The organism is Sphingobium sp. B1D7B (assembly GCF_025961965.1).
Classification (GTDB): domain Bacteria; phylum Pseudomonadota; class Alphaproteobacteria; order Sphingomonadales; family Sphingomonadaceae; genus Sphingobium.
Genome location: NZ_JAOQOR010000001.1, coordinates 3,109,132 through 3,126,852 on the forward strand (window position 1 = coordinate 3,109,132; position 17,721 = coordinate 3,126,852).

General features: G+C 63.7%; 18 protein-coding genes. 10 read left to right on the forward strand and 8 right to left on the reverse strand.

Translation table 11 applies throughout. The features are described from left to right. The first annotated feature begins 2 nt into the window (after nucleotides 1-2). Both M2336_RS14580 and M2336_RS14585 read left to right on the forward strand, forming a co-directional pair. A complete protein-coding gene (locus M2336_RS14580; protein ID WP_264593160.1) occupies nucleotides 3-449 on the forward strand; it encodes a hypothetical protein in 447 nt (148 codons plus the stop codon). Nucleotides 450-553: 104 nt separating this feature from the next. Further along, a complete protein-coding gene (locus M2336_RS14585) occupies nucleotides 554-790 on the forward strand; it encodes a DUF4170 domain-containing protein (RefSeq protein WP_181559918.1) in 237 nt (78 codons plus the stop codon). Between the two features lie 45 nt (nucleotides 791-835). Here M2336_RS14585 and M2336_RS14590 read toward each other — a convergent pair whose 3' ends face one another. From M2336_RS14590 to carA, 5 genes are all read right to left on the reverse strand, one after another. Beyond that, nucleotides 836-1,504, reverse strand: a complete 669-nt coding sequence (locus M2336_RS14590; protein WP_264573044.1) for a rhomboid family intramembrane serine protease — start codon at nucleotides 1,502-1,504, stop codon at nucleotides 836-838. A 90-nt stretch (nucleotides 1,505-1,594) separates the two neighbouring features. Further along, the gene (gene greA / locus M2336_RS14595) at nucleotides 1,595-2,071 is read right to left on the reverse strand and encodes a transcription elongation factor GreA (RefSeq protein WP_181559920.1); all 477 of its coding nucleotides are present in this window, start codon (nucleotides 2,069-2,071) and stop codon (nucleotides 1,595-1,597) included. A 93-nt stretch (nucleotides 2,072-2,164) separates the two neighbouring features. Further along, entirely contained in the window at nucleotides 2,165-5,503 is a 3,339-nt protein-coding gene (gene carB / locus M2336_RS14600; protein WP_264570617.1) for a carbamoyl-phosphate synthase large subunit, read from the reverse strand. After that, nucleotides 5,503-5,772, reverse strand: coding sequence for a hypothetical protein (locus M2336_RS14605; RefSeq protein ID WP_264573045.1), 270 nt, complete (start codon nucleotides 5,770-5,772; stop codon nucleotides 5,503-5,505). Before M2336_RS14605 ends, carB begins: the two co-directional genes overlap by 1 nt. Further along, on the reverse strand, nucleotides 5,769-6,926 hold the full coding sequence (gene carA, locus M2336_RS14610; protein ID WP_264573046.1) for a glutamine-hydrolyzing carbamoyl-phosphate synthase small subunit: 1,158 nt from the start codon (nucleotides 6,924-6,926) through the stop codon (nucleotides 5,769-5,771). The genes M2336_RS14605 and carA overlap by 4 nt, the downstream gene beginning before the upstream one ends. A gap of 161 nt (nucleotides 6,927-7,087) precedes the next feature. On the opposite strand from carA, the gene M2336_RS14615 reads away from it, so the two are divergent. The 5 genes from M2336_RS14615 (at nucleotide 7,088) to M2336_RS14635 (ending at nucleotide 12,954) form a co-directional block, all read left to right on the forward strand. Beyond that, the gene (locus tag M2336_RS14615; RefSeq protein ID WP_264574886.1) at nucleotides 7,088-7,540 is read left to right on the forward strand and encodes a GatB/YqeY domain-containing protein; all 453 of its coding nucleotides are present in this window, start codon (nucleotides 7,088-7,090) and stop codon (nucleotides 7,538-7,540) included. 155 nt (nucleotides 7,541-7,695) lie between these two features. Next, the gene (locus M2336_RS14620; RefSeq protein ID WP_264573047.1) at nucleotides 7,696-8,061 is read left to right on the forward strand and encodes a GIY-YIG nuclease family protein; all 366 of its coding nucleotides are present in this window, start codon (nucleotides 7,696-7,698) and stop codon (nucleotides 8,059-8,061) included. Continuing rightward, nucleotides 8,058-9,929: a DNA primase gene (gene dnaG, locus M2336_RS14625; protein WP_264593161.1), complete on the forward strand. Its 1,872-nt coding sequence runs from the start codon at nucleotides 8,058-8,060 to the stop codon at nucleotides 9,927-9,929. The genes M2336_RS14620 and dnaG overlap by 4 nt, the downstream gene beginning before the upstream one ends. Before the next feature lie 47 nt (nucleotides 9,930-9,976). Beyond that, on the forward strand, nucleotides 9,977-12,025 hold the full coding sequence (gene rpoD / locus M2336_RS14630; RefSeq protein WP_264570622.1) for an RNA polymerase sigma factor RpoD: 2,049 nt from the start codon (nucleotides 9,977-9,979) through the stop codon (nucleotides 12,023-12,025). A gap of 248 nt (nucleotides 12,026-12,273) precedes the next feature. Beyond that, the gene (locus tag M2336_RS14635) at nucleotides 12,274-12,954 is read left to right on the forward strand and encodes a DUF6975 family protein (RefSeq protein ID WP_264573049.1); all 681 of its coding nucleotides are present in this window, start codon (nucleotides 12,274-12,276) and stop codon (nucleotides 12,952-12,954) included. A gap of 19 nt (nucleotides 12,955-12,973) precedes the next feature. On the opposite strand, the gene M2336_RS14640 is transcribed toward M2336_RS14635, so the two are convergent. The 3 genes from M2336_RS14640 to M2336_RS14650 are packed head-to-tail and all read right to left on the reverse strand — an operon-like array spanning nucleotide 12,974 to nucleotide 15,617. Continuing rightward, nucleotides 12,974-13,804 (reverse strand): EamA family transporter, encoded by an 831-nt coding sequence (locus M2336_RS14640; RefSeq protein ID WP_264574887.1) that lies wholly within the window; start codon nucleotides 13,802-13,804, stop codon nucleotides 12,974-12,976. Nucleotides 13,805-13,860: 56 nt separating this feature from the next. Further along, a complete protein-coding gene (locus tag M2336_RS14645) occupies nucleotides 13,861-15,066 on the reverse strand; it encodes a DUF1343 domain-containing protein (protein WP_264573050.1) in 1,206 nt (401 codons plus the stop codon). Continuing rightward, entirely contained in the window at nucleotides 15,063-15,617 is a 555-nt protein-coding gene (locus M2336_RS14650) for a DOMON-like domain-containing protein (RefSeq protein WP_264573051.1), read from the reverse strand. Before M2336_RS14650 ends, M2336_RS14645 begins: the two co-directional genes overlap by 4 nt. Nucleotides 15,618-15,680: 63 nt before the next feature. Here M2336_RS14650 and tyrS point away from each other — a divergent pair, with 63 nt between their 5' ends. From tyrS to M2336_RS14665, 3 genes are all read left to right on the forward strand, one after another. Next, nucleotides 15,681-16,910 (forward strand): tyrosine--tRNA ligase, encoded by a 1,230-nt coding sequence (gene tyrS, locus M2336_RS14655; protein WP_264573052.1) that lies wholly within the window; start codon nucleotides 15,681-15,683, stop codon nucleotides 16,908-16,910. A 96-nt stretch (nucleotides 16,911-17,006) separates the two neighbouring features. After that, a complete protein-coding gene (locus M2336_RS14660) occupies nucleotides 17,007-17,333 on the forward strand; it encodes a PilZ domain-containing protein (RefSeq protein WP_264573053.1) in 327 nt (108 codons plus the stop codon). Nucleotides 17,334-17,364: 31 nt separating this feature from the next. Further along, nucleotides 17,365-17,721: a hypothetical protein gene (locus M2336_RS14665; RefSeq protein ID WP_264573054.1), complete on the forward strand. Its 357-nt coding sequence runs from the start codon at nucleotides 17,365-17,367 to the stop codon at nucleotides 17,719-17,721.

Sequence of the window (17,721 nt, forward strand, 5' to 3'; positions counted from 1 at the left end):
CGATGACCGCCCCGAAGACGAAGGAAGGCCGCCCAACGGCTTCTACGCTTGACCAGGTGAAGGACAAGGTCGGGAGCACGCTTGCCACGGTGCGCGAGCGGGGCGAGGACGTGGTCGCCGACACGCGGGAGAAGGCCTATCGCGCGGCCAATGAAACCAACCGGATGTTTCAGGAACATCCCATCGCGGCAGTAGCCGCGGCTGCAGCAGCCGGGGCCGTCATCGCCATTTTCCTGCCCAAGCTCGCCATCGGATCAGCTGCGGGCAAGGCCGGACGGGCGGCGCAGCAGGCCGTGCGAAACTCCGGCGCGCGCCAAGCGGCGCAGACCATGTTCGCCAATCTTGCAAAGACGGAAAAGGCCGCGCTTCAAACGGCGGCGGTCGAAGCCGCCCGCCTGATCGGCAAGCGCATCAAGAAGCCGCGTTCGGACAAGAAATCGAACGCCTAGGATCGCAAGGCCAGTATCGCCATTCTTGGCAGAACCGGCCGAGGCTGCTAGCAAATCGAAAACGCCCAGGCGCCTCTTGCCGGGCATAAATCCGGAGCACTTTCTTGAGCCTCATGCACCTCGTAATGGGCGGTCGCGTCAAAGACCCGCAGAAACTCGAATTCGAAGATCTGAACGCCATCGACATCGTCGGCATCTTCCCGAACTACGCCAGTGCCGAAGCGGCGTGGCGAGGCGCGGCGCAGCGGACCGTGGACGACGCCGAAATGCGCTATGTGATCGTCCATCTGCATCGCTTGCTCGATCCGAGCGCGGATGATGCCGAGGATCACGCTCACTGACAGACTGGTACGGGTGGCGGTGTTAGACCAGCGCTGCCACGCCCGTCAGGACGCCCGGAACCGTCGGGCCAGCAAGGGGCGCGCGAGCAGCAGGCCGGCGATGAAGCCGCCGATATGGGCGCCCACGGCGATCCCGCCGAAGAAACTGTCGAACCCGCCGGCCAGCGCGATTAGCAATTGCAGGATGGTCCACGCCGCGCCAAGCCAGACCATGCGCACGATATAGGCCGGGACAGGCCCGATCGCCTTCACGCCGCGCTGGCTGTAGATGAACGCATAGGTTCCGAGCACGGCGGAAATCGCGCCGCTTGCGCCGATCATCGGCACCCAGCCCTCCCCTTGCGCATAAAAGAAACTCGAAAGCCATTGCCCGAGCGTTGCGGCGTAGGCGCCGACGACGTAGATCACCACGAGCCGGCCTGGACCGAGCAGATTTTCAACGAAGCGGCCGCAGAAGATCAGCATCAGCACATTGAAGCCCAGATGCATCCACCCGCCATGCAGCAGCGTGGCGGTGAGCGGCGTGATCCACAGCGGCAGCCACGGCACGTTGAAGGTCAGCGCTTCGGACGACGAGAGCAACGTGACGCGCTCGGAAATGAACCCGGCAATCAGCGCCGCCCGCCCCATCTCCCCGGTGAGATACAACGGCAGGAAGACGATGACGATGATCGCCGCCAGAATGTTGGTCGCCGGACCTTTGGGAAGCTGCATCGCGATGTCAGCCGACTGCGGCGCGAACCGACAGCGTGAACGCTGCCGGTGCGGCAACCAGAAACGACATAATCATGGCGCGGCTGCGGATCAGATGAATTCGATCTTGTTGACCAGATAGAACTTGTCGCCGGACGGCACCGTCACCTCGACATCCTCGCCGACCTGACGCCCGATCAGGGCGCGACCAAGGGGGCTGTTGTAGCTTATCATGCCCAGCTTCGCGTCCGCTTCGGCCTGGCCGACGATCTGGTAGCGCACCGGCTTGTCATCCTCGTCCAGCAAGGTGACCGTGGCGCCAAAGATGATCTTGTCGCCCGACAGCGTGGTGGGGTCGATAACCTGCGCGCGGGAGAGCTTGTCTTCTAGATCGGCGATGGTCGCCTCGACCTGGCCCTGACGCTCTTTGGCGGCGTGATATTCGGCGTTTTCCGAAAGATCGCCATGGGCGCGTGCCTCCTCGATCGCATCCACGATCTTGGGACGCTCGGCCTTGAGCGCGCGGAGCTGGTCGGTCAGCTTGTCATAACCGACTTGCAGCATCGGCATCTTCTCAACGGTCGCCATCTCGACTCCCTATTTCCAGCGCAACAATGCGCGAACTCCCTAGTCCGCCGGGGATCCGGTCGGCCCGCAACTGATTTCTTGTGTTCTGGAAGATCAGTCGTGCGACGCCTGATAATAGGATTGCAGCGACTTCACTTCAAGAGGACGCGCACGCAAAGCCTCAATTGCGTCCACGGCAGCCAGACTTGCCGCCGCGGTCGTGAAGCTCGGCACCTTGCCACGCAACGCGCTCGTGCGGATCGCTTTGCTGTCCTTGAGCGACTGCCAGCCTTCCGTGGTGTTGAAGATCAGGTCCACTTCGCCATCCGCAATGCGATCGACAATATGCGGGCGGCCCTGCGCGACCTTGTTCACCTTCTCCACCGGCAGGCCGTTCTCCGCAAGGAAATCGGCCGTTCCGCCGGTTGCGACGATCTTGAAGCCAAGATCGGCAATCTTGCGGGCCCCGGGCAGGATCACGCTCTTGTCGCTATCCTTAACGGAGATGAAGACCGTCCCCTGCTTGGGCAGCACCGTGCCCGCGCCGATCTGCGCCTTGGCGAAAGCAGTCGCGAAATCGCTGTCGATGCCCATGACCTCCCCGGTCGACTTCATCTCCGGGGAAAGGACCGGATCGACACCGGGGAAGCGATTGAACGGGAACACGGCTTCCTTGACCGCGATGTGGCGGATCGCATTGCGGTCGATCTTCGGCAGGCTCGCAAGCTTCTCGCCGGCCATTACCCGCGCGGCGATCTTGGCGATCGGCGTGCCGATGGCCTTGGCCACGAACGGCACTGTGCGCGAGGCGCGCGGATTGACCTCGATGAGGTAGACCAACCCATCCTTGACCGCGAACTGGATGTTCATGAGGCCCCGCACGGAGAGCGCGCGGGCCAGCACATCGGCCTGCCGCTCGATCTCGGCGATGAGATAATCGGGGAGGCTGTAAGGCGGCAGCGAGCAGGCGCTGTCGCCGGAATGCACGCCGGCTTCCTCGATATGCTGGAGCACGCCGGCGACGACGACATCCTCACCATCGCACAGCGCATCCACGTCCACCTCGACAGCGTCGCGCAGATACTGGTCGATCAGCACCGGCGAGTCGCCCGAGACCTGCACCGCCGTGGCGATATATTCCTCAAGCTGCGCCTGCCCGTCGACGATCTCCATCGCCCGGCCACCCAGCACATAGCTCGGGCGCATCAGCACCGGATAGCCGATGCGATTGGCCACCGCGATGGCTTCTTCCCGGCTGCGGGCAATGCCGTTGGCCGGCTGCAGCAGGCCCAGTTTCTCGATCAGCGCCGCGAACCGCTCGCGATCTTCGGCAAGGTCGATGGCATCCGGCGAGGTGCCGAGGATAGGAATGCCGGCCTCTTCCAGCGCCTGCGCCAGCTTGAGCGGGGTCTGCCCGCCAAACTGCACGATCACGCCGACTAGCTCGCCCTTCGACTTCTCGACATGCAGGATCTCCAGCACGTCTTCCGCCGTCAGCGGCTCGAAATATAGCCGGTCGGACGTGTCATAATCGGTGCTCACCGTCTCCGGGTTGCAGTTGATCATGATCGTCTCATAGCCCGCATCTTCCAGCGCGAAGCAGGCGTGGCAGCAGCAATAATCGAACTCGATGCCCTGGCCTATGCGGTTGGGTCCGCCGCCCAGGATCACGACCTTGCGCCGGTCGCTCGGCTGGCTCTCGTCCTCCGGCTCGCCGAAGCTCGGCGCCTCATAGGTCGAGTACATATAAGGCGTCTTGGCCTCGAACTCGGCCGCGCAGGTGTCGATCCGCTTGAACACCGGACGCACGCCGAGCTTGTGGCGCAGCGCGCGCACTTCCTTCTCGGTGACGCCGCCGGTCATCGCCACCACGGCATCGCGGACGAGGCCCGAGCCGCGCTTGATCGCGTTGTCCATGCCACCGGGGATGTTGGCCGACTGCAGCGCCAGCCAGGCAAGGCGCTTGTCCGAAAAGCCCATGGACTTGAGCTTGCGCATGGCCTCCGCATCGCGCGGCAGGCCATTGGCGAGCACGCCCTTCTCTGCCTCGACGATCTCGGCAAGGCGCTGCAGGAACCAGGGGTCAAACTTGGCGACGGCATGGATTTCATCCACGCTCAGCCCTTCACGCAGCGCCTGTGCCGCGATCAACAGCCGGTCCGGCGTCGGCTGACCCAGCGCCGCAACGATCTGCTCCTTGGGCGCCCCGACCAGATGATCGACCTGATTGAAACCGGCGAGGCCTGTCTCGAGCCCGCGCAGGGCCTTCTGCATGGATTCGTGAATATTGCGGCCAATTGCCATCACTTCACCGACGGACTTCATGGCGGTTCCAAGCAGCGGCTCGGCGCCCTTGAACTTTTCGAACGCAAAGCGCGGGATCTTCGTCACGACATAATCGATGGTCGGCTCGAAGCTTGCCGGCGTAACACCGGTGATATCATTGGTGATCTCGTCCAGCGTGTAGCCGACCGCCAGCTTGGCCGCGACCTTGGCGATCGGGAAGCCAGTGGCCTTGGATGCCAGCGCCGATGAGCGCGACACGCGCGGGTTCATCTCGATGACGATCAGCCGCCCGTCCTTGGGATTGACTGCGAACTGTACGTTGGAACCACCTGTTTCCACGCCGATTTCGCGCAGCACCGCAATGCTGGCGTTGCGCATGATCTGATATTCCTTGTCGGTCAGCGTCAGCGCCGGCGCGACAGTGATTGAGTCGCCCGTGTGGACGCCCATCGGATCGACATTCTCGATCGAGCAGATGATGATGCAGTTGTCCGCGCGGTCGCGAACCACTTCCATCTCATATTCCTTCCAGCCGAGCAGCGATTCCTCGATCAGCACTTCGGTGGTTGGCGACGCGTCGAGACCGGACGTGACGATGCGGACGAACTCTTCCTTGTTATAGGCGACGCCGCCGCCGGTGCCGCCCATGGTGAAGCTGGGGCGGATGATCGCCGGCAGGCCGGTGAACTCCAGCGCGGCCATGGCTTCGTCCATGGTGTGCGCAATGCGCGAGCGGGCGCTTTCGAGGCCGATCTTGTCCATCGCGTCACGGAACTTGAGCCGGTCTTCCGCCTTGTCGATCGCCTCGGCATCGGCGCCGATCATCTGCACGCCATATTTCTCCAGCGTGCCATCGTTGAACAGCGCCAGCGCCGTGTTGAGCGCGGTCTGCCCGCCCATCGTCGGCAGGATCGCGTCAGGGCGCTCCTTCTCGATGATCTTGGCGACGATCTCCGGCGTGATCGGCTCGATATAGGTCGCATCGGCCATTTCCGGATCGGTCATGATCGTCGCGGGATTGGAGTTAACCAGAATGATCCGGTAGCCCTCTTCCTTCAGCGCCTTGCAGGCCTGCGTGCCCGAATAATCGAACTCGCACGCCTGGCCGATGATGATCGGGCCAGCGCCGACGATGAGGATCGAGGAGATGTCTGTTCTTTTTGGCATTATTTGTTCCGAGCCTCGTTCCCGGTGGAACCGATTTTAAGATCCTTGCGCGATCGCACCTTGTCGAGCGCGCATTGAAGGGCGTTGGTCTCGCTGACCGATGGCAGGGCCTCGCGTCGCAGCATGTCAAAGCTCACCCGATCCGTACCATGGGCCACCAGCCGGACGACCTGGTCGGCGCCGCAGGTGGCGACCATATGATCGAGCTGACGCTGCAACTGGCTCTGATCGCCTGCCGCGCCCGCCGCAAGGAGCGCGAGCGCAATCACTTTAGCCCCTCCACGAACCGCTGGAACAGGTAGAAGCTGTCCTGCGGCCCCGGCGAGGCTTCGGGGTGATATTGCACGGCGAAAGCCGGCTTGTCCGTGAAGGCGATGCCGCAGTTGGAGCCATCGAACAGGCTCACATGGGTCTCGACGACATTGGCCGGCAGCGTGGCAGTATCAACCGCAAAGCCGTGGTTCATCGAGGTGATTTCTACCACGCCGTCTTCCAACCGCTTGACCGGGTGATTGGCCCCGCGATGGCCCTGATGCATCTTGGTGGTCTTCGCACCGGCGGCCAGCGCGAGCAGCTGATGACCAAGGCAGATGCCGAAGATCGGCACATTCTCGTCGAGCAGCTTTCGGATAACCGGCACGGCATAGTCGGCTGTCGCCGCGGGATCGCCAGGACCGTTGGACAGGAAAACACCGGCGGGGTTGAGCGCCTTGATCTGATCGTAGGAGGCCGTGGCGGGGAGCACCGTGACTTTCGCACCGGCCTTAACGAGGTTGCGGAAGATATTGTCTTTCGCGCCGAAATCCATGGCGACGACATGGGGCCGCTCGCCCGCTTCCATCGCCTCATAGCCAAAGCCGAGGCGCCAGGCGCCGCCTGTCCACTCCCGCTGGGCGCCGGTCACCTCGATGGCGAGGTCCATGCCTTCCAGCCCGGGCCAGGCCTTCGCCTTCTCATGCAGCGCCGCGAGATCGAACTGGCCCTGCGGATTATGGGCGATCACCGCATTGGGCGCGCCCTTCTCGCGGATCAGGCGGGTCAGTGCCCGCGTATCGACACCTGCGAGACCGATCCGGCCATTGGCCTTCAGCCAGGCATCAAAGGGCTGGACGTTGCGGAAGTTGGATGGCGCGGTCACATCCTCACGCACAATGCACCCAAGCGCCCAGGGCTGCTGGCATTCGACGTCATCGGCATTGGTACCGACATTGCCGATATGCGGGAAGGTGAAGGTGATGATCTGCCCGGCAAAGCTCGGGTCGGTCATGATCTCCTGATATCCGGTCATCGCGGTGTGGAAGCACAGCTCGCCGACCGCATCTCCCTCGGCACCGAAGCCGCGCGCGAAGACGACGGTGCCATCGGCTAGAACCAATACCCCCGTCGCTCCTTTGGGCACGGTCGGGTATTTGGCGTTCGCCATGGCTGTCTGATCCTTCGCTTTTTGCTTTCTGGCAGGCGCCCCAAGCGCCCGGCTAAACGGCCGGCTCACTATGGGTTCGCACATGCACGGTCAATCTATTAAAAATTCCGCATCGCCGCTATATCTGATCCTTTCCCGCACGGTGACTCGGAGATTACGTGATGATTCGCGACGGCATCAAGGCTGCCCAGATTGAGGCGATGAAGGCCGGCGACAAGCCCCGGCTGGCCGCTGTGCGCCTGATCCTGGCCAAGCTGAAGGACCGCGACATCGAACTGCGCACCGCCGCCAGCACGCCCGATGACGACGTGATTGTCGTCGATGTGCTGCAGAAGATGGTCAAGCAGCGCCGCGAATCGATCACCATGTACGAACAGGGCGGCCGCGCCGAACTCGCCGCGCAGGAGCAGGCCGAGCTGGAGGTGATCGAAGGCTTCCTGCCCAAGCAGATGAGCGAGGACGAAACCCGCGCCGCGATCGAGGCCATCAAGGCCGAAGTCGGCGCGTCGTCGGTAAAGGACATGGGCAAGGTGATGGCCGTGCTCAAGGACCGCCATGGGACGGTGCTGGACATGAGCAAGGCCAGCGGCTTGGTGAAGGCGGCGCTGGGGTGATTGGGGGGACGGGAGTTTCAACCTGCTCTCTCTGACATTACTCCCCTCCCCGTTCGTGTCGAGCGAAGTCGAGACACGGCTGGCACGGCGCTGAGGTGTCTCGACTTCGCTCGACACGAACGGGAAGAGTTGGGCACCACGGATAGAGGTTTTGGATGGCCTTCTGGACGTACATTCTGCGCTGCCGCGACGGCCGATACTATACGGGGCATACCGACGACCTTGAGCGTCGCATTGGCGAGCATCAGACAGGTGGCTTTTGCGCGTTCACGTCCCCACGTCGCCCGGTGACATTGATCTGGTCGGAAGATTTCGGATCGCGTGAAGAAGCCCTACAAGCGGAACTGATCGTGAAAAAATGGTCGCGCGCCAAAAAGGAGGCTTTGGCCGCCAGCGACTGGGCCAGATTATCGCACTTCTCCCGCCCGCCCTCAGAGCGTGTCTCGACTTCGCTCGACACGAACGGAGTTTTAGGGGCACGTGGAGGGGAGCAGCTCGGCGCTCAGGGGCAAATACCATGAGCCTCACCCCGCAATGGCTGGACGAACTCCGCGCCCGCACCACCCTCTCCACGCTCATCGGCAAGACGATCAAGGTCCAGAAGGCCGGGCGCGAATACAAGGCCTGCTGCCCCTTCCACAATGAAAAGACGCCCAGCTTCACGATCAACGACGAGAAGGGCTTCTACCATTGCTTCGGCTGCGGGGCGCATGGTGACGCGATCCGTTGGATGACGGATCAGCGCGGCCTGCCCTTCCTGGATGCGGTCAAGGAGCTTGCCGCCGCCGCTGGCATGGAGGTGCCCGCGCCCGATCCTCGTGCCGCCAAACGAGCCGAGCAGGCGAAATCGCTGCATGACGTGACCGCCGCGGCGCAGAACTGGTTTGAGGATCAGCTTGGCGGCCTCGATGGCGCCGAGGCGCGTGCCTATCTCCACAAGCGTGCGCTGACCGATGCCACGCGCCGCGCCTTCGGCCTGGGATTCGCGCCGGATAGTCGCGGCAAGCTCAAGACCGCGCTGCGCGACTTCCCCGAGGATATGCTGGTCGAGGCCGGCATGCTCATCCGGCCGGAAGACAGCGAGCGAGACAGTTACGATCGTTTTCGCGGGCGTTTGATGATCCCCATCCGCGACCAGCGCGGGCGCGTGATCGCCTTTGGCGGACGGATTCTGGGCCAGGGCGAGCCCAAATATCTCAACTCCCCCGAGACCCCGCTCTTCGACAAGGGCCGCACGCTCTTCAACCTCGAAAAGGCGGCGCCTGCCGCGCGCAAAGCGGGCCGCATCATCGTCGTCGAGGGCTATATGGACGTGATCGCCATTGCCCAGGCCGGCATTGCCGAGGCTGTGGCGCCGCTCGGCACGGCCCTGACGGAGGCTCAGATCGAGAAATTGTGGAGCATGGTGGAGACGCCCATCCTCTGCTTCGATGGCGATGGCGCCGGCCAGCGCGCGGCAATCCGCGCTGCCCACCGCGCGTTGCCGCTGCTGCGCCCCGGTCATAGTCTCGCTTTTGCGACACTGCCCGCCGGGCAGGATCCTGATGATCTGTTGCGGGCCGAGGGACTCCAAGCCTTCGAGGCTGTGCTCGCAAGCTCGATCCCGCTGGCGGACCTCATCTGGCGCAGCGAGCATGATGCCGCGTCGCTGGCCACGCCGGAAGAACGCGCTGGCCTCAAGCAGCGTCTCAATGCGCTCGCCGCCACGATCGCCGATAGCGATATCCGGGCACTCTATTCTCGCCTGTTCAAGGAGCGTTACGACGCGCTGTTCTTCGCGCCGCGCGCCGCGTCCAACGCCCGCTTCGAGGGGCGATCGGCCGGTCGCGGCGGCGGCACGATGAAAGGGGGGCGCTGGATCGCCCCGCCCCCGCCGGCTACACAGGATGCCAAGGCGATCCGAGAAACCGGCGGAGACATGCTGCTTCTCCGCGCCGTTCTGGCCGGCCTCCTGCGCTTTCCCGGCGAGATCCTCGTCCACCGTGAGGCACTGGACAGCCTGTCGCCACCCGACTCCGGGCTGGCAAAGTTGCTGGACGCGCTGCTCAAAGCGGCCGATCGCCAAGAAACTGTTGAAACCGAGGCGCTCCTTACCATATTGGGCAGCACTGAGCTGTATAATATGGCGAAGGGGTTGCTCCGCGCCGACGCGCTGCATTTCACCTTCACCCAGGCCGAAGCCGACGGATGGCGTGCACAGCGCGATCTGGCGGAAGCCATCGGGGTGCTGGTGGCAATGCCGCGAATCGAAGCGGAGCTGGCGGCGGCGACGAGAGCGATGGCGGAGAATCTGGACGAGGCGAGTTTCGCCCGCCAGCAAGCCCTGCGCAAGCTCAAGGAAGACCTGGCGGCACGAGCCGCCGAGCTGGCCCAACCCCTCGAAGATTGAATAACTGGCCCGCGCGGCACCGCGCTTGGCCCGGAGCAAGGCAACGCATGGCGACGAAGATCAATGGAAACGCTGGAAACCCGGAGAGTGGCGAAGAAGGCGGCGATGCCCCCCTTCTCGATCTCAACGAAGCGTCCATCAAAAAGCTGATCGCCCGTGCCAAGAAGCGTGGCTACATCACCTATGACGAGCTGAACAGCGCCCTGCCGCAAGGCGAGATGTCCTCCGACCAGATCGAGGACATCACCTCAGCGCTCAGCGACATGGGCATCAACATCGTCGAGAACGAAGAACAGGGCGATGACGGCGAAGAGCAGCCCGAATCCGAAGTCGAGTCCATCGACAATGGTTCGGACGAGGAGGACGGCTCCGGCAATGTCGCCGAGAAGAAGCAGACGACGACCGACCGCACCGACGATCCGGTGCGCATGTACCTGCGCGAAATGGGCGCAGTGGAACTGCTCAGCCGCGAGGGCGAGATTGCCATCGCCAAGCGCATCGAGGCCGGTCGCGACACCATGATCCTCGGCCTGTGCGAAAGCCCGACGACGTTCAACGCGATCATCGGCTGGTCAACTGCGCTCAACAATGGCGAGATGCAGTTGCGCGAGATCCTCGATCTCGACGCCATGCTTTCCAAAGACCCGGCGCCGGAAAGCCTGTCGGAAGACGGCGAAGACGACGACGGTGAGATTTCCGAAAAGACCGCGGGTCCCTCGTTCAAGGACGAGGACGAGGTGAAGGATGAGCCGGAAGCCGACGGTGACGACGATGATTCCATGGTCGAACGCCGCACGGCGCGCCAGGAAGAGGACGACGAGGAGGATAACACCCTCTCGCTCGCCGCCATGGAAGAGCTGCTCAAGCCCGCCGCGCTCGAAAAGTTCGCCAACATCACCGAGTTGTACGGCAAGTTCGGCAAGATCCAGCAGGCCCGGCTGGTCGCGCTCGGCAATGGCATGGAATTCCCGGCTAAGGACGAAGCTACCTACCACAAGCTGCGCGAAGACCTGACGGCGGAAGTCGAGAGCGTCCAGTTCCACCAGCAGAAGATCGAATATCTCGTCGATCAGCTCTACGCCTTCAACCGGCGCCTGACCACGCTGGGCGGCCAGATGCTGCGCCTCGCCGAGCGCCACAAGGTGCCGCGCAAGGACTTCCTCGACCAGTATGTCGGCCAGGAGCTGGACGATGGCTGGCTGGAGAAGGTCAGCAAGCTCGACAAGAAATGGGCGGCCTTTGCGGCCAATGAGGTCGATGCTGTCGAGCGCATCCGCGCGGAAGTCTCCGAGATCGCGCAGTCGACCGGCACGTCCCTGCCCGAGTTCCGCCGCATCGTGAACATGGTGCAGAAGGGCGAGCGCGAGGCACGTATCGCGAAGAAGGAGATGGTCGAGGCCAATCTGCGCCTCGTGATTTCCATCGCCAAGAAGTACACCAATCGCGGCCTGCAGTTCCTGGATCTGATCCAGGAGGGCAATATCGGCCTTATGAAGGCGGTGGATAAGTTCGAATATCGCCGCGGCTACAAGTTCAGCACCTATGCGACCTGGTGGATCCGCCAGGCGATCACCCGTTCAATCGCCGATCAGGCGCGCACCATCCGTATTCCGGTGCACATGATCGAGACGATCAACAAGCTGGTCCGCACCAGCCGCCAGTTCCTCCACGAGCAGGGCCGCGAGCCCACGCCGGAGGAAATGGCCGAGCGCCTGAGCATGCCGCTCGAGAAGGTGCGCAAGGTGATGAAGATCGCCAAGGAGCCGATCTCGCTCGAAACGCCGATCGGCGACGAGGAAGACAGCCATCTGGGTGACTTCATCGAGGACAAGAACGCGATCATCCCGGTCGACGCCGCGATCCAGGCGAACCTCAAGGAAACGGTCACCCGCGTCCTGGCAAGCCTCACCCCGCGCGAGGAGCGCGTGCTGCGCATGCGCTTCGGCATCGGCATGAACACCGATCACACGCTGGAAGAGGTCGGCCAGCAATTCTCGGTGACGCGCGAGCGTATTCGCCAGATCGAGGCCAAGGCACTGCGCAAGCTCAAGCACCCGAGCCGCAGCCGCAAGATGCGCAGCTTCCTGGACCAGTAAGGTCCGAAATCAAATCAGGCGGCGGAGGTGTTGCGCGCTTCCGCCGCCTTTTTCGTGCGCGCAATACCTGCCAGTCGCAAGAACCCTAGCATGCACCTGCGCGATCTGTGCGGCCGAGCTAATACTCTGAAATAAAACAGGCTCGCGTTGCTTGGTTGGAGCGTTTTCAACATCTTGTTAACTTCCTGCGCGTTACATCGCGGCGGGGAAAATTGCCGGCCCGTCGGTTCGGCATTCTAAGGCTTGATATGGACCCGCGCCCGCTTGATTTCGTTGAGACCGGCCTTTCCGCCCGAGTGCTTGCGCTCGTGGGGAGCGAAGGGTCCGCGACACATTCTTACTGCGCGCCCGTGCTGGCCGGCGAGCGGATATCCTTTGCGCGGCACTCGGCGGACTTTGCGGACTTCATCCACCTTCTCGTCCTGCTCCACGGCCAGATCCCGGGCGTTGTCGATCACGCCGCTGTCCACACAGCTGAGCCGGTCGCCCGCGATTGGTTGATCCGCTCGACCAGCGCCTTCGCTGAAGAGCGGGACTATATGCATCGCCTCTGCGCTGCGGCCGGGCCGGTGCCGAGCACGCCGCGCCATAGTGAGGCGACTGCGGCCATCGCCCAGCAAAGCCACGCCATCGAGATGCTTGCTCAGTCGGAACGGCGCGGTTGCGCGCTCGGCACGGCGATCACGCTGGTGCTGGAATGGCAGGCCATCCGCAGTGTTCTCGACGTGGGCGCGCTCAGCCTCGGCATTGAGCCGGCCGAAACCGCCCTCCCCAGCCAGTCCGATACAGTGGCTCTGCTGGACGACCTTCCCCAGATCGAGCGCTTCTCGCGCGCCGTGCAATTCGGCGCCGATCAGTTGCTCGTGCAGCATCGCGGCATGTGGAACCTGCTCAAGGCCAGGGCCGGCGCGCGACAGAGCAGCCAGTAAGATCGAGTGAACGCCGGGCTTATGCTGGCGTGGTCTTTCTCCTGCTCATCACCGAGCCCATGCTGGCGGCCACCACCATTGCGATGCCGGCGAGTTGGATGGCGCTGAGACGTTCGCCCAGCATGAACAGCCCGGCCAGAACGGCGAAGGCCGGTTCGAGGCTAGTCAGCACCGCAAAGTTACGCGCTGGCAACCTCGGCAACGCATAAAGCTCCAGCGACAAGGGAATGGCTGCGGACAGGATCGCCACCAGCAGCGCGAGCGGAAGCAAGGCGGGCGCGAAGAGCCCCACCCCGTTCTGCATCATGCCCACCGGTACGACGAGAAGCGCGGCCACGCAGAGCGACAAGGCCGCACCGCCGGCGCCGAATGATGTTGCAACCCTGCGGCCGCACAGGATGTAGCCTGCCCAGCAGGCTGCAGCGATGAGCGCGAACAACAGTCCCACCGGTTCCAGCGCGCCTTTTGCGCCATCGGCACCCACCAGGCACCAGATGCCGAGGCCCGCCAGCGCGACCCATAACAAGTGGAGGGCACGCTTCGCCATGCAGGCGGCGAGCGTCAATGGCCCTAGAGACTGGATGGAGATTGCGATGCCCAGCGGCAGGTGCGCGATGGCGAGGTAGAAAAAGAGAATAGCCCCCGCAACACAGGTACCAAGGCCAAGCAGCGCCAGCCAGTCCGGCCGCGCGGGCCACGCCCGCCACGGCCTGACCAACACCAGCAGAATCAGCGCCGCGAACAAGATGCGCAGGGCTGACGCGCCGATCGGCCCGACCGAGGGATATAGTCCCTTGGCGAAAGCCGCCCCGAACTGGAAACAAGCCGTCGAACCCACCACAGCCAGCACCGGCAACAGCGCCAGCCCCGCCGCCGGTTCTGAGCCACCCTTCATCCTCCCACCGCTCAGTAAAGCAGATGGGCCGCGCGGGTCTCCGCCCAGGCACGTTCGTCAGCCCCCGCGAGGTCATCGAGGTCCGCTGGCGTCGCCGCACCATCGTCCACCCACTCGCGCAGCAAGGGCGATCCATTGATGACGTCTATGGGCAGCTTGCCAAGCTCATACTCATAGGGAAAATCGCGCCAGAGCGGATAGTCCGGGTACAGTGCCCGGATCGCCTTGAAGGCCAGTGCCTGCACCCGCCATGGGCGGAAGGTCTGATGTGCGTAAGCCGGCCCTTCGGCATGGATATGGACGCCGGCGCACAGAGTGCCGACATGCTTGTGAAAGGTCGGCTCGAACCAGCAGTCGCGCAGGATGCATCCTGCCAGCCAGTGCGACGCCAGCGCCTGCATCTTGCCGATCACCTTGCGCGCGTCGATATCGGGCGCGCCGAACAGCTCCAGCGGGCGGGTGGTGCCGCGCCCTTCCGATAGCGTCGCGCCTTCCAGCATCACCGTGCCGGCATAACAGCGGGCCATGTTGAGATTGGGCGCGTTGGGACTGGGATTGACCCAGATGCGCTCAGTGGGCCAGCCGAAGCCCGGCGCCGCCTCGGGCGCGTAGCCCTGCATCGCGATCACGCGATAATCCACGTTCAGCCCGAAATGTGCGATGAACCAGTGCCCCAGCTCGCCCATGGTGAGGCCATGGCGCATGGGCATCGGCCCGGCACCGACAAAGCTCTCCCAGCCTGACCTCAGCGTCAGACCCTCGATGGGCCGCCCGGCGGGATTGGGCCGGTCCAGCACCCACACGCTCTTGCCGGCCTTTTCCGCCGCTTCGAGCAGATAGAGCAAAGTCGTCACGAAGGTGTAGATGCGACACCCCAGATCCTGCAGGTCGACGAGGAATATGTCGGCCGAGTCCATCATCTGCGCCGTCGGCCGGCGGACCTCGCCATAAAGGCTGAACACCGGGATGCCGTGAGCAGGATCGATGAAATCCGGCGATTCCATCATATTGTCCTGCTTGTCGCCCCGCAGGCCATGCTGCGGCCCCATGGCGGCGGTCAGCCGGATGTCGCCACAGGCCGCCAGTGCATCGAGCGCGTGGGTGAGGTCCGCGGTGACGGAAGCGGGATGCGCCAGCAGACAGACGCGCTGGCCGGCAAGCGGCGCACGCAGCGCGGGGTCGGCCAGCAGGCGATCGAGACCGGTGAGAAAGCTCATGCCCGGTCCACTGGCGGAAGCCGCAGCGCGAAGCAATCCCGGTGGTGAAAGTCTGGCCGTCCGGGTGGATGCGCCAGCGCCCAATAGCTCAGAGAGCCGTTCGCCTCCTCAATGACCGCGCTGGCGCCGATCGGCCCTGATCGATCCCACACCAGCGCGTCTTCGGGAAGGCGGATGGACAGCGACAGCCGCTCGGCATCTGCCGCCTGCAGGATACGCGGCGCGGGGATCTCGAAGGGCCTCATACCGGTGCGATAATGGTCGAAATGATAGGCCGCGAAGGCGCCGGAAGGCGAGAAATTATACTCGGCATAGGCATCATCGTCCTGCGCCACGAACAGCTCGAAGCAGGTGGTGCGCCATAGCTCATCGGTATGAATGCCTGGCGCGGCCTTGGGCAGACGCAGATCGGCAATCCGACCCATCGCCACGAAGCCGATCTCCCAACCATGATCGTCGGTCAGCTCAATCTGCATGCCCAGCGCCGCCAGTGCATCGCAGGGCGTATCCGGATGGCAGACCAGAGCGGCGCGGGCCAAAATACTACTCATCCTTCCCATCCCATGCTAAGCGCCCCCGCGTTTCAATAACCCCGCGCTTCCCAAAGGGCGATCATGACAAGCTACAAGTCCGACCTGCTGAACCTGCTCGAAGAGCGGGGCTATATCCACCAGATTACTGACGCAAGCGCGCTGGATGCGCTCGCCGCCAGGCAGGTCGTTCCGGGCTATATCGGCTTTGATCCCACCGCGCCCTCGCTGCACGTGGGCTCGATGGTGCAGATCATGCTGCTGCGTCGCATGCAGCAGACCGGCCACAAGCCCATCGTGCTGATGGGTGGTGGGACCGGCAAGGTCGGCGACCCCAGCTTCAAGGATGAAGCGCGCAAGCTGATGACCGTCGAGACGATCAACAGCAACATCGCTTCCATCAAGACGGTGTTCGAGAACTTCCTGACCTTCGGCGATGGTCCGACCGACGCGATCATGGCCGACAACGCCGAGTGGCTGGACGCGCTCGAATATCTGCCGTTCCTGCGGGATTACGGCCAGCACTTCTCGGTCAACCGGATGCTCAGCTTCGATTCGGTCAAGCTGCGGCTGGATCGCGAGCAGTCGCTGAGCTTCCTGGAGTTCAATTACATGATCCTCCAGGCCTATGACTTCCTCGAGCTTTCCCGTCGGGCGGGTTGCCGGCTGCAAATGGGCGGATCGGACCAGTGGGGCAATATCGTCAACGGCATCGAGCTCTCGCGCCGGGTGGATGGCACGGAAGTCTACGGCGTCACCACGCCGCTCATCACCACGGCCGATGGCGGCAAGATGGGCAAGACGATGGCGGGCGCCGTCTGGCTGAACGAGGCGATGCTGCCGCATTTCGACTATTGGCAATTCTGGCGGAACACGGATGATCGCGATGTCGGGCGGTTCCTGCGCCTGTTCACCGATGTGCCGATGGACGAAATCCGGCGGCTCGAAGCGCTGCAAGGCGCGGAGATCAACGAGGCCAAGAAGATCCTCGCCAATGAGGCAACGGCGCTTTGCCGTGGCCGGGCCGCTGCGGATGGCGCTGCCGAAACCGCCCGCCTCACCTTCGAGCAAGGCGCGGCGGCGGCTGCGGATTTGCCGACCGTTCACGTCTCGGAAGGCAGCATCGCCCTGGTTGCCGCCCTCACCCAGGCCGGGCTGGCTGCCTCCAATGGCGAGGCGCGCCGCAAGATCGCCGAAGGCGCTGTCCGCGTCGATGACGAGCCGGTGCGCGACGAAAAGCATCTGATCGCGATTGGCGAGACGCCGGTGAAGCTCAGCCTCGGCAAGAAGCGGCACGCTCTGCTCAGCCGCTAAGCTGCCGGAGCGGGGCGTTCGCGCCTCGATTACGCCGAGTTTATCAGATGTTTACCGGTCCCTGACAGGATCAGACTCCGACTGGGAGTCTGATCCATGACGTTTGCCTTCTCGATGGACGAGCCGCGCCGCTACGAACGGGACGCCGTGGAAAGCCCCGTGCAGATCTGGGGCGGCACCCTCCCCCCATCGCCGGCCACGCTCATCAACATTTCACCCAGCGGCTGCATGATCCGCTGCGATCAACTGGTGTCGATAGGCGAAAGCCTCACCATCGATGTGCCGCAGATCGGCATGTTGCGGGGGCGCGCGATCTGGGCGAATAGTGCGCGCCTCGGTGTCGAATTCGAGTCCGCGATCGCGGACAAGGAGTATGACATCATGCTCCTGCGGCTGAAGGGCCCCGATCATCCCGGCCGCTGACCCTCATGCCAGCCGCGCCGGAGCCTGAACGATGGGCGACGAAGCATGGAGCCGGGCTGTCCGATCCGAGCTGAGTCACAGCCGGCGCCGCGTCGTTTCACGCGATGCCATCTCCTTCCAGACCCATGTATCGCGGCCGCGCGGCGCTGACCCCATTGAGGTCGAGCTGATAGACTTTTCGGTCTGGGGATTTCAGGCCCGCTGCGGTTTCGCACGCTTCGAACGCGGCGAACCGGTCGCCCTTCGCTTGCCGCTCATCACCACGCAGGATGCGCAAATCCGCTGGAGCCTGCGGGGATGCTTTGGCGCGCAATTCCTCCAGCCCATCGATGCGCGGGCCTATCTCGATATTCTGGCATGCATCACCCGGCCCCAAACCGAGGGCTGA

Excerpts from the sequence above, each read along its gene's own strand:
- M2336_RS14635 (WP_264573049.1), top strand. The coding sequence starts at position 12,274 with ATGGACCCGCGCCCGCTTGATTTCGTTGAGACCGGCCTTTCCGCCCGA.
- M2336_RS14580 (WP_264593160.1), top strand. The coding sequence starts at position 3 with ATGACCGCCCCGAAGACGAAGGAAGGCCGCCCAACGGCTTCTACGCTT.
- carA (WP_264573046.1), bottom strand. The coding sequence starts at position 6,926 with ATGGCGAACGCCAAATACCCGACCGTGCCCAAAGGAGCGACGGGGGTA.
- dnaG (WP_264593161.1), top strand. The coding sequence starts at position 8,058 with ATGAGCCTCACCCCGCAATGGCTGGACGAACTCCGCGCCCGCACCACC.
- M2336_RS14660 (WP_264573053.1), top strand. The coding sequence starts at position 17,007 with ATGACGTTTGCCTTCTCGATGGACGAGCCGCGCCGCTACGAACGGGAC.
- M2336_RS14650 (WP_264573051.1), bottom strand. The coding sequence starts at position 15,617 with ATGAGTAGTATTTTGGCCCGCGCCGCTCTGGTCTGCCATCCGGATACG.
- M2336_RS14620 (WP_264573047.1), top strand. The coding sequence starts at position 7,696 with ATGGCCTTCTGGACGTACATTCTGCGCTGCCGCGACGGCCGATACTAT.
- M2336_RS14645 (WP_264573050.1), bottom strand. The coding sequence starts at position 15,066 with ATGAGCTTTCTCACCGGTCTCGATCGCCTGCTGGCCGACCCCGCGCTG.
- M2336_RS14590 (WP_264573044.1), bottom strand. The coding sequence starts at position 1,504 with ATGCAGCTTCCCAAAGGTCCGGCGACCAACATTCTGGCGGCGATCATC.
- carB (WP_264570617.1), bottom strand. The coding sequence starts at position 5,503 with ATGCCAAAAAGAACAGACATCTCCTCGATCCTCATCGTCGGCGCTGGC.
- M2336_RS14615 (WP_264574886.1), top strand. The coding sequence starts at position 7,088 with ATGATTCGCGACGGCATCAAGGCTGCCCAGATTGAGGCGATGAAGGCC.
- rpoD (WP_264570622.1), top strand. The coding sequence starts at position 9,977 with ATGGCGACGAAGATCAATGGAAACGCTGGAAACCCGGAGAGTGGCGAA.
- tyrS (WP_264573052.1), top strand. The coding sequence starts at position 15,681 with ATGACAAGCTACAAGTCCGACCTGCTGAACCTGCTCGAAGAGCGGGGC.
- greA (WP_181559920.1), bottom strand. The coding sequence starts at position 2,071 with ATGGCGACCGTTGAGAAGATGCCGATGCTGCAAGTCGGTTATGACAAG.
- M2336_RS14665 (WP_264573054.1), top strand. The coding sequence starts at position 17,365 with ATGGGCGACGAAGCATGGAGCCGGGCTGTCCGATCCGAGCTGAGTCAC.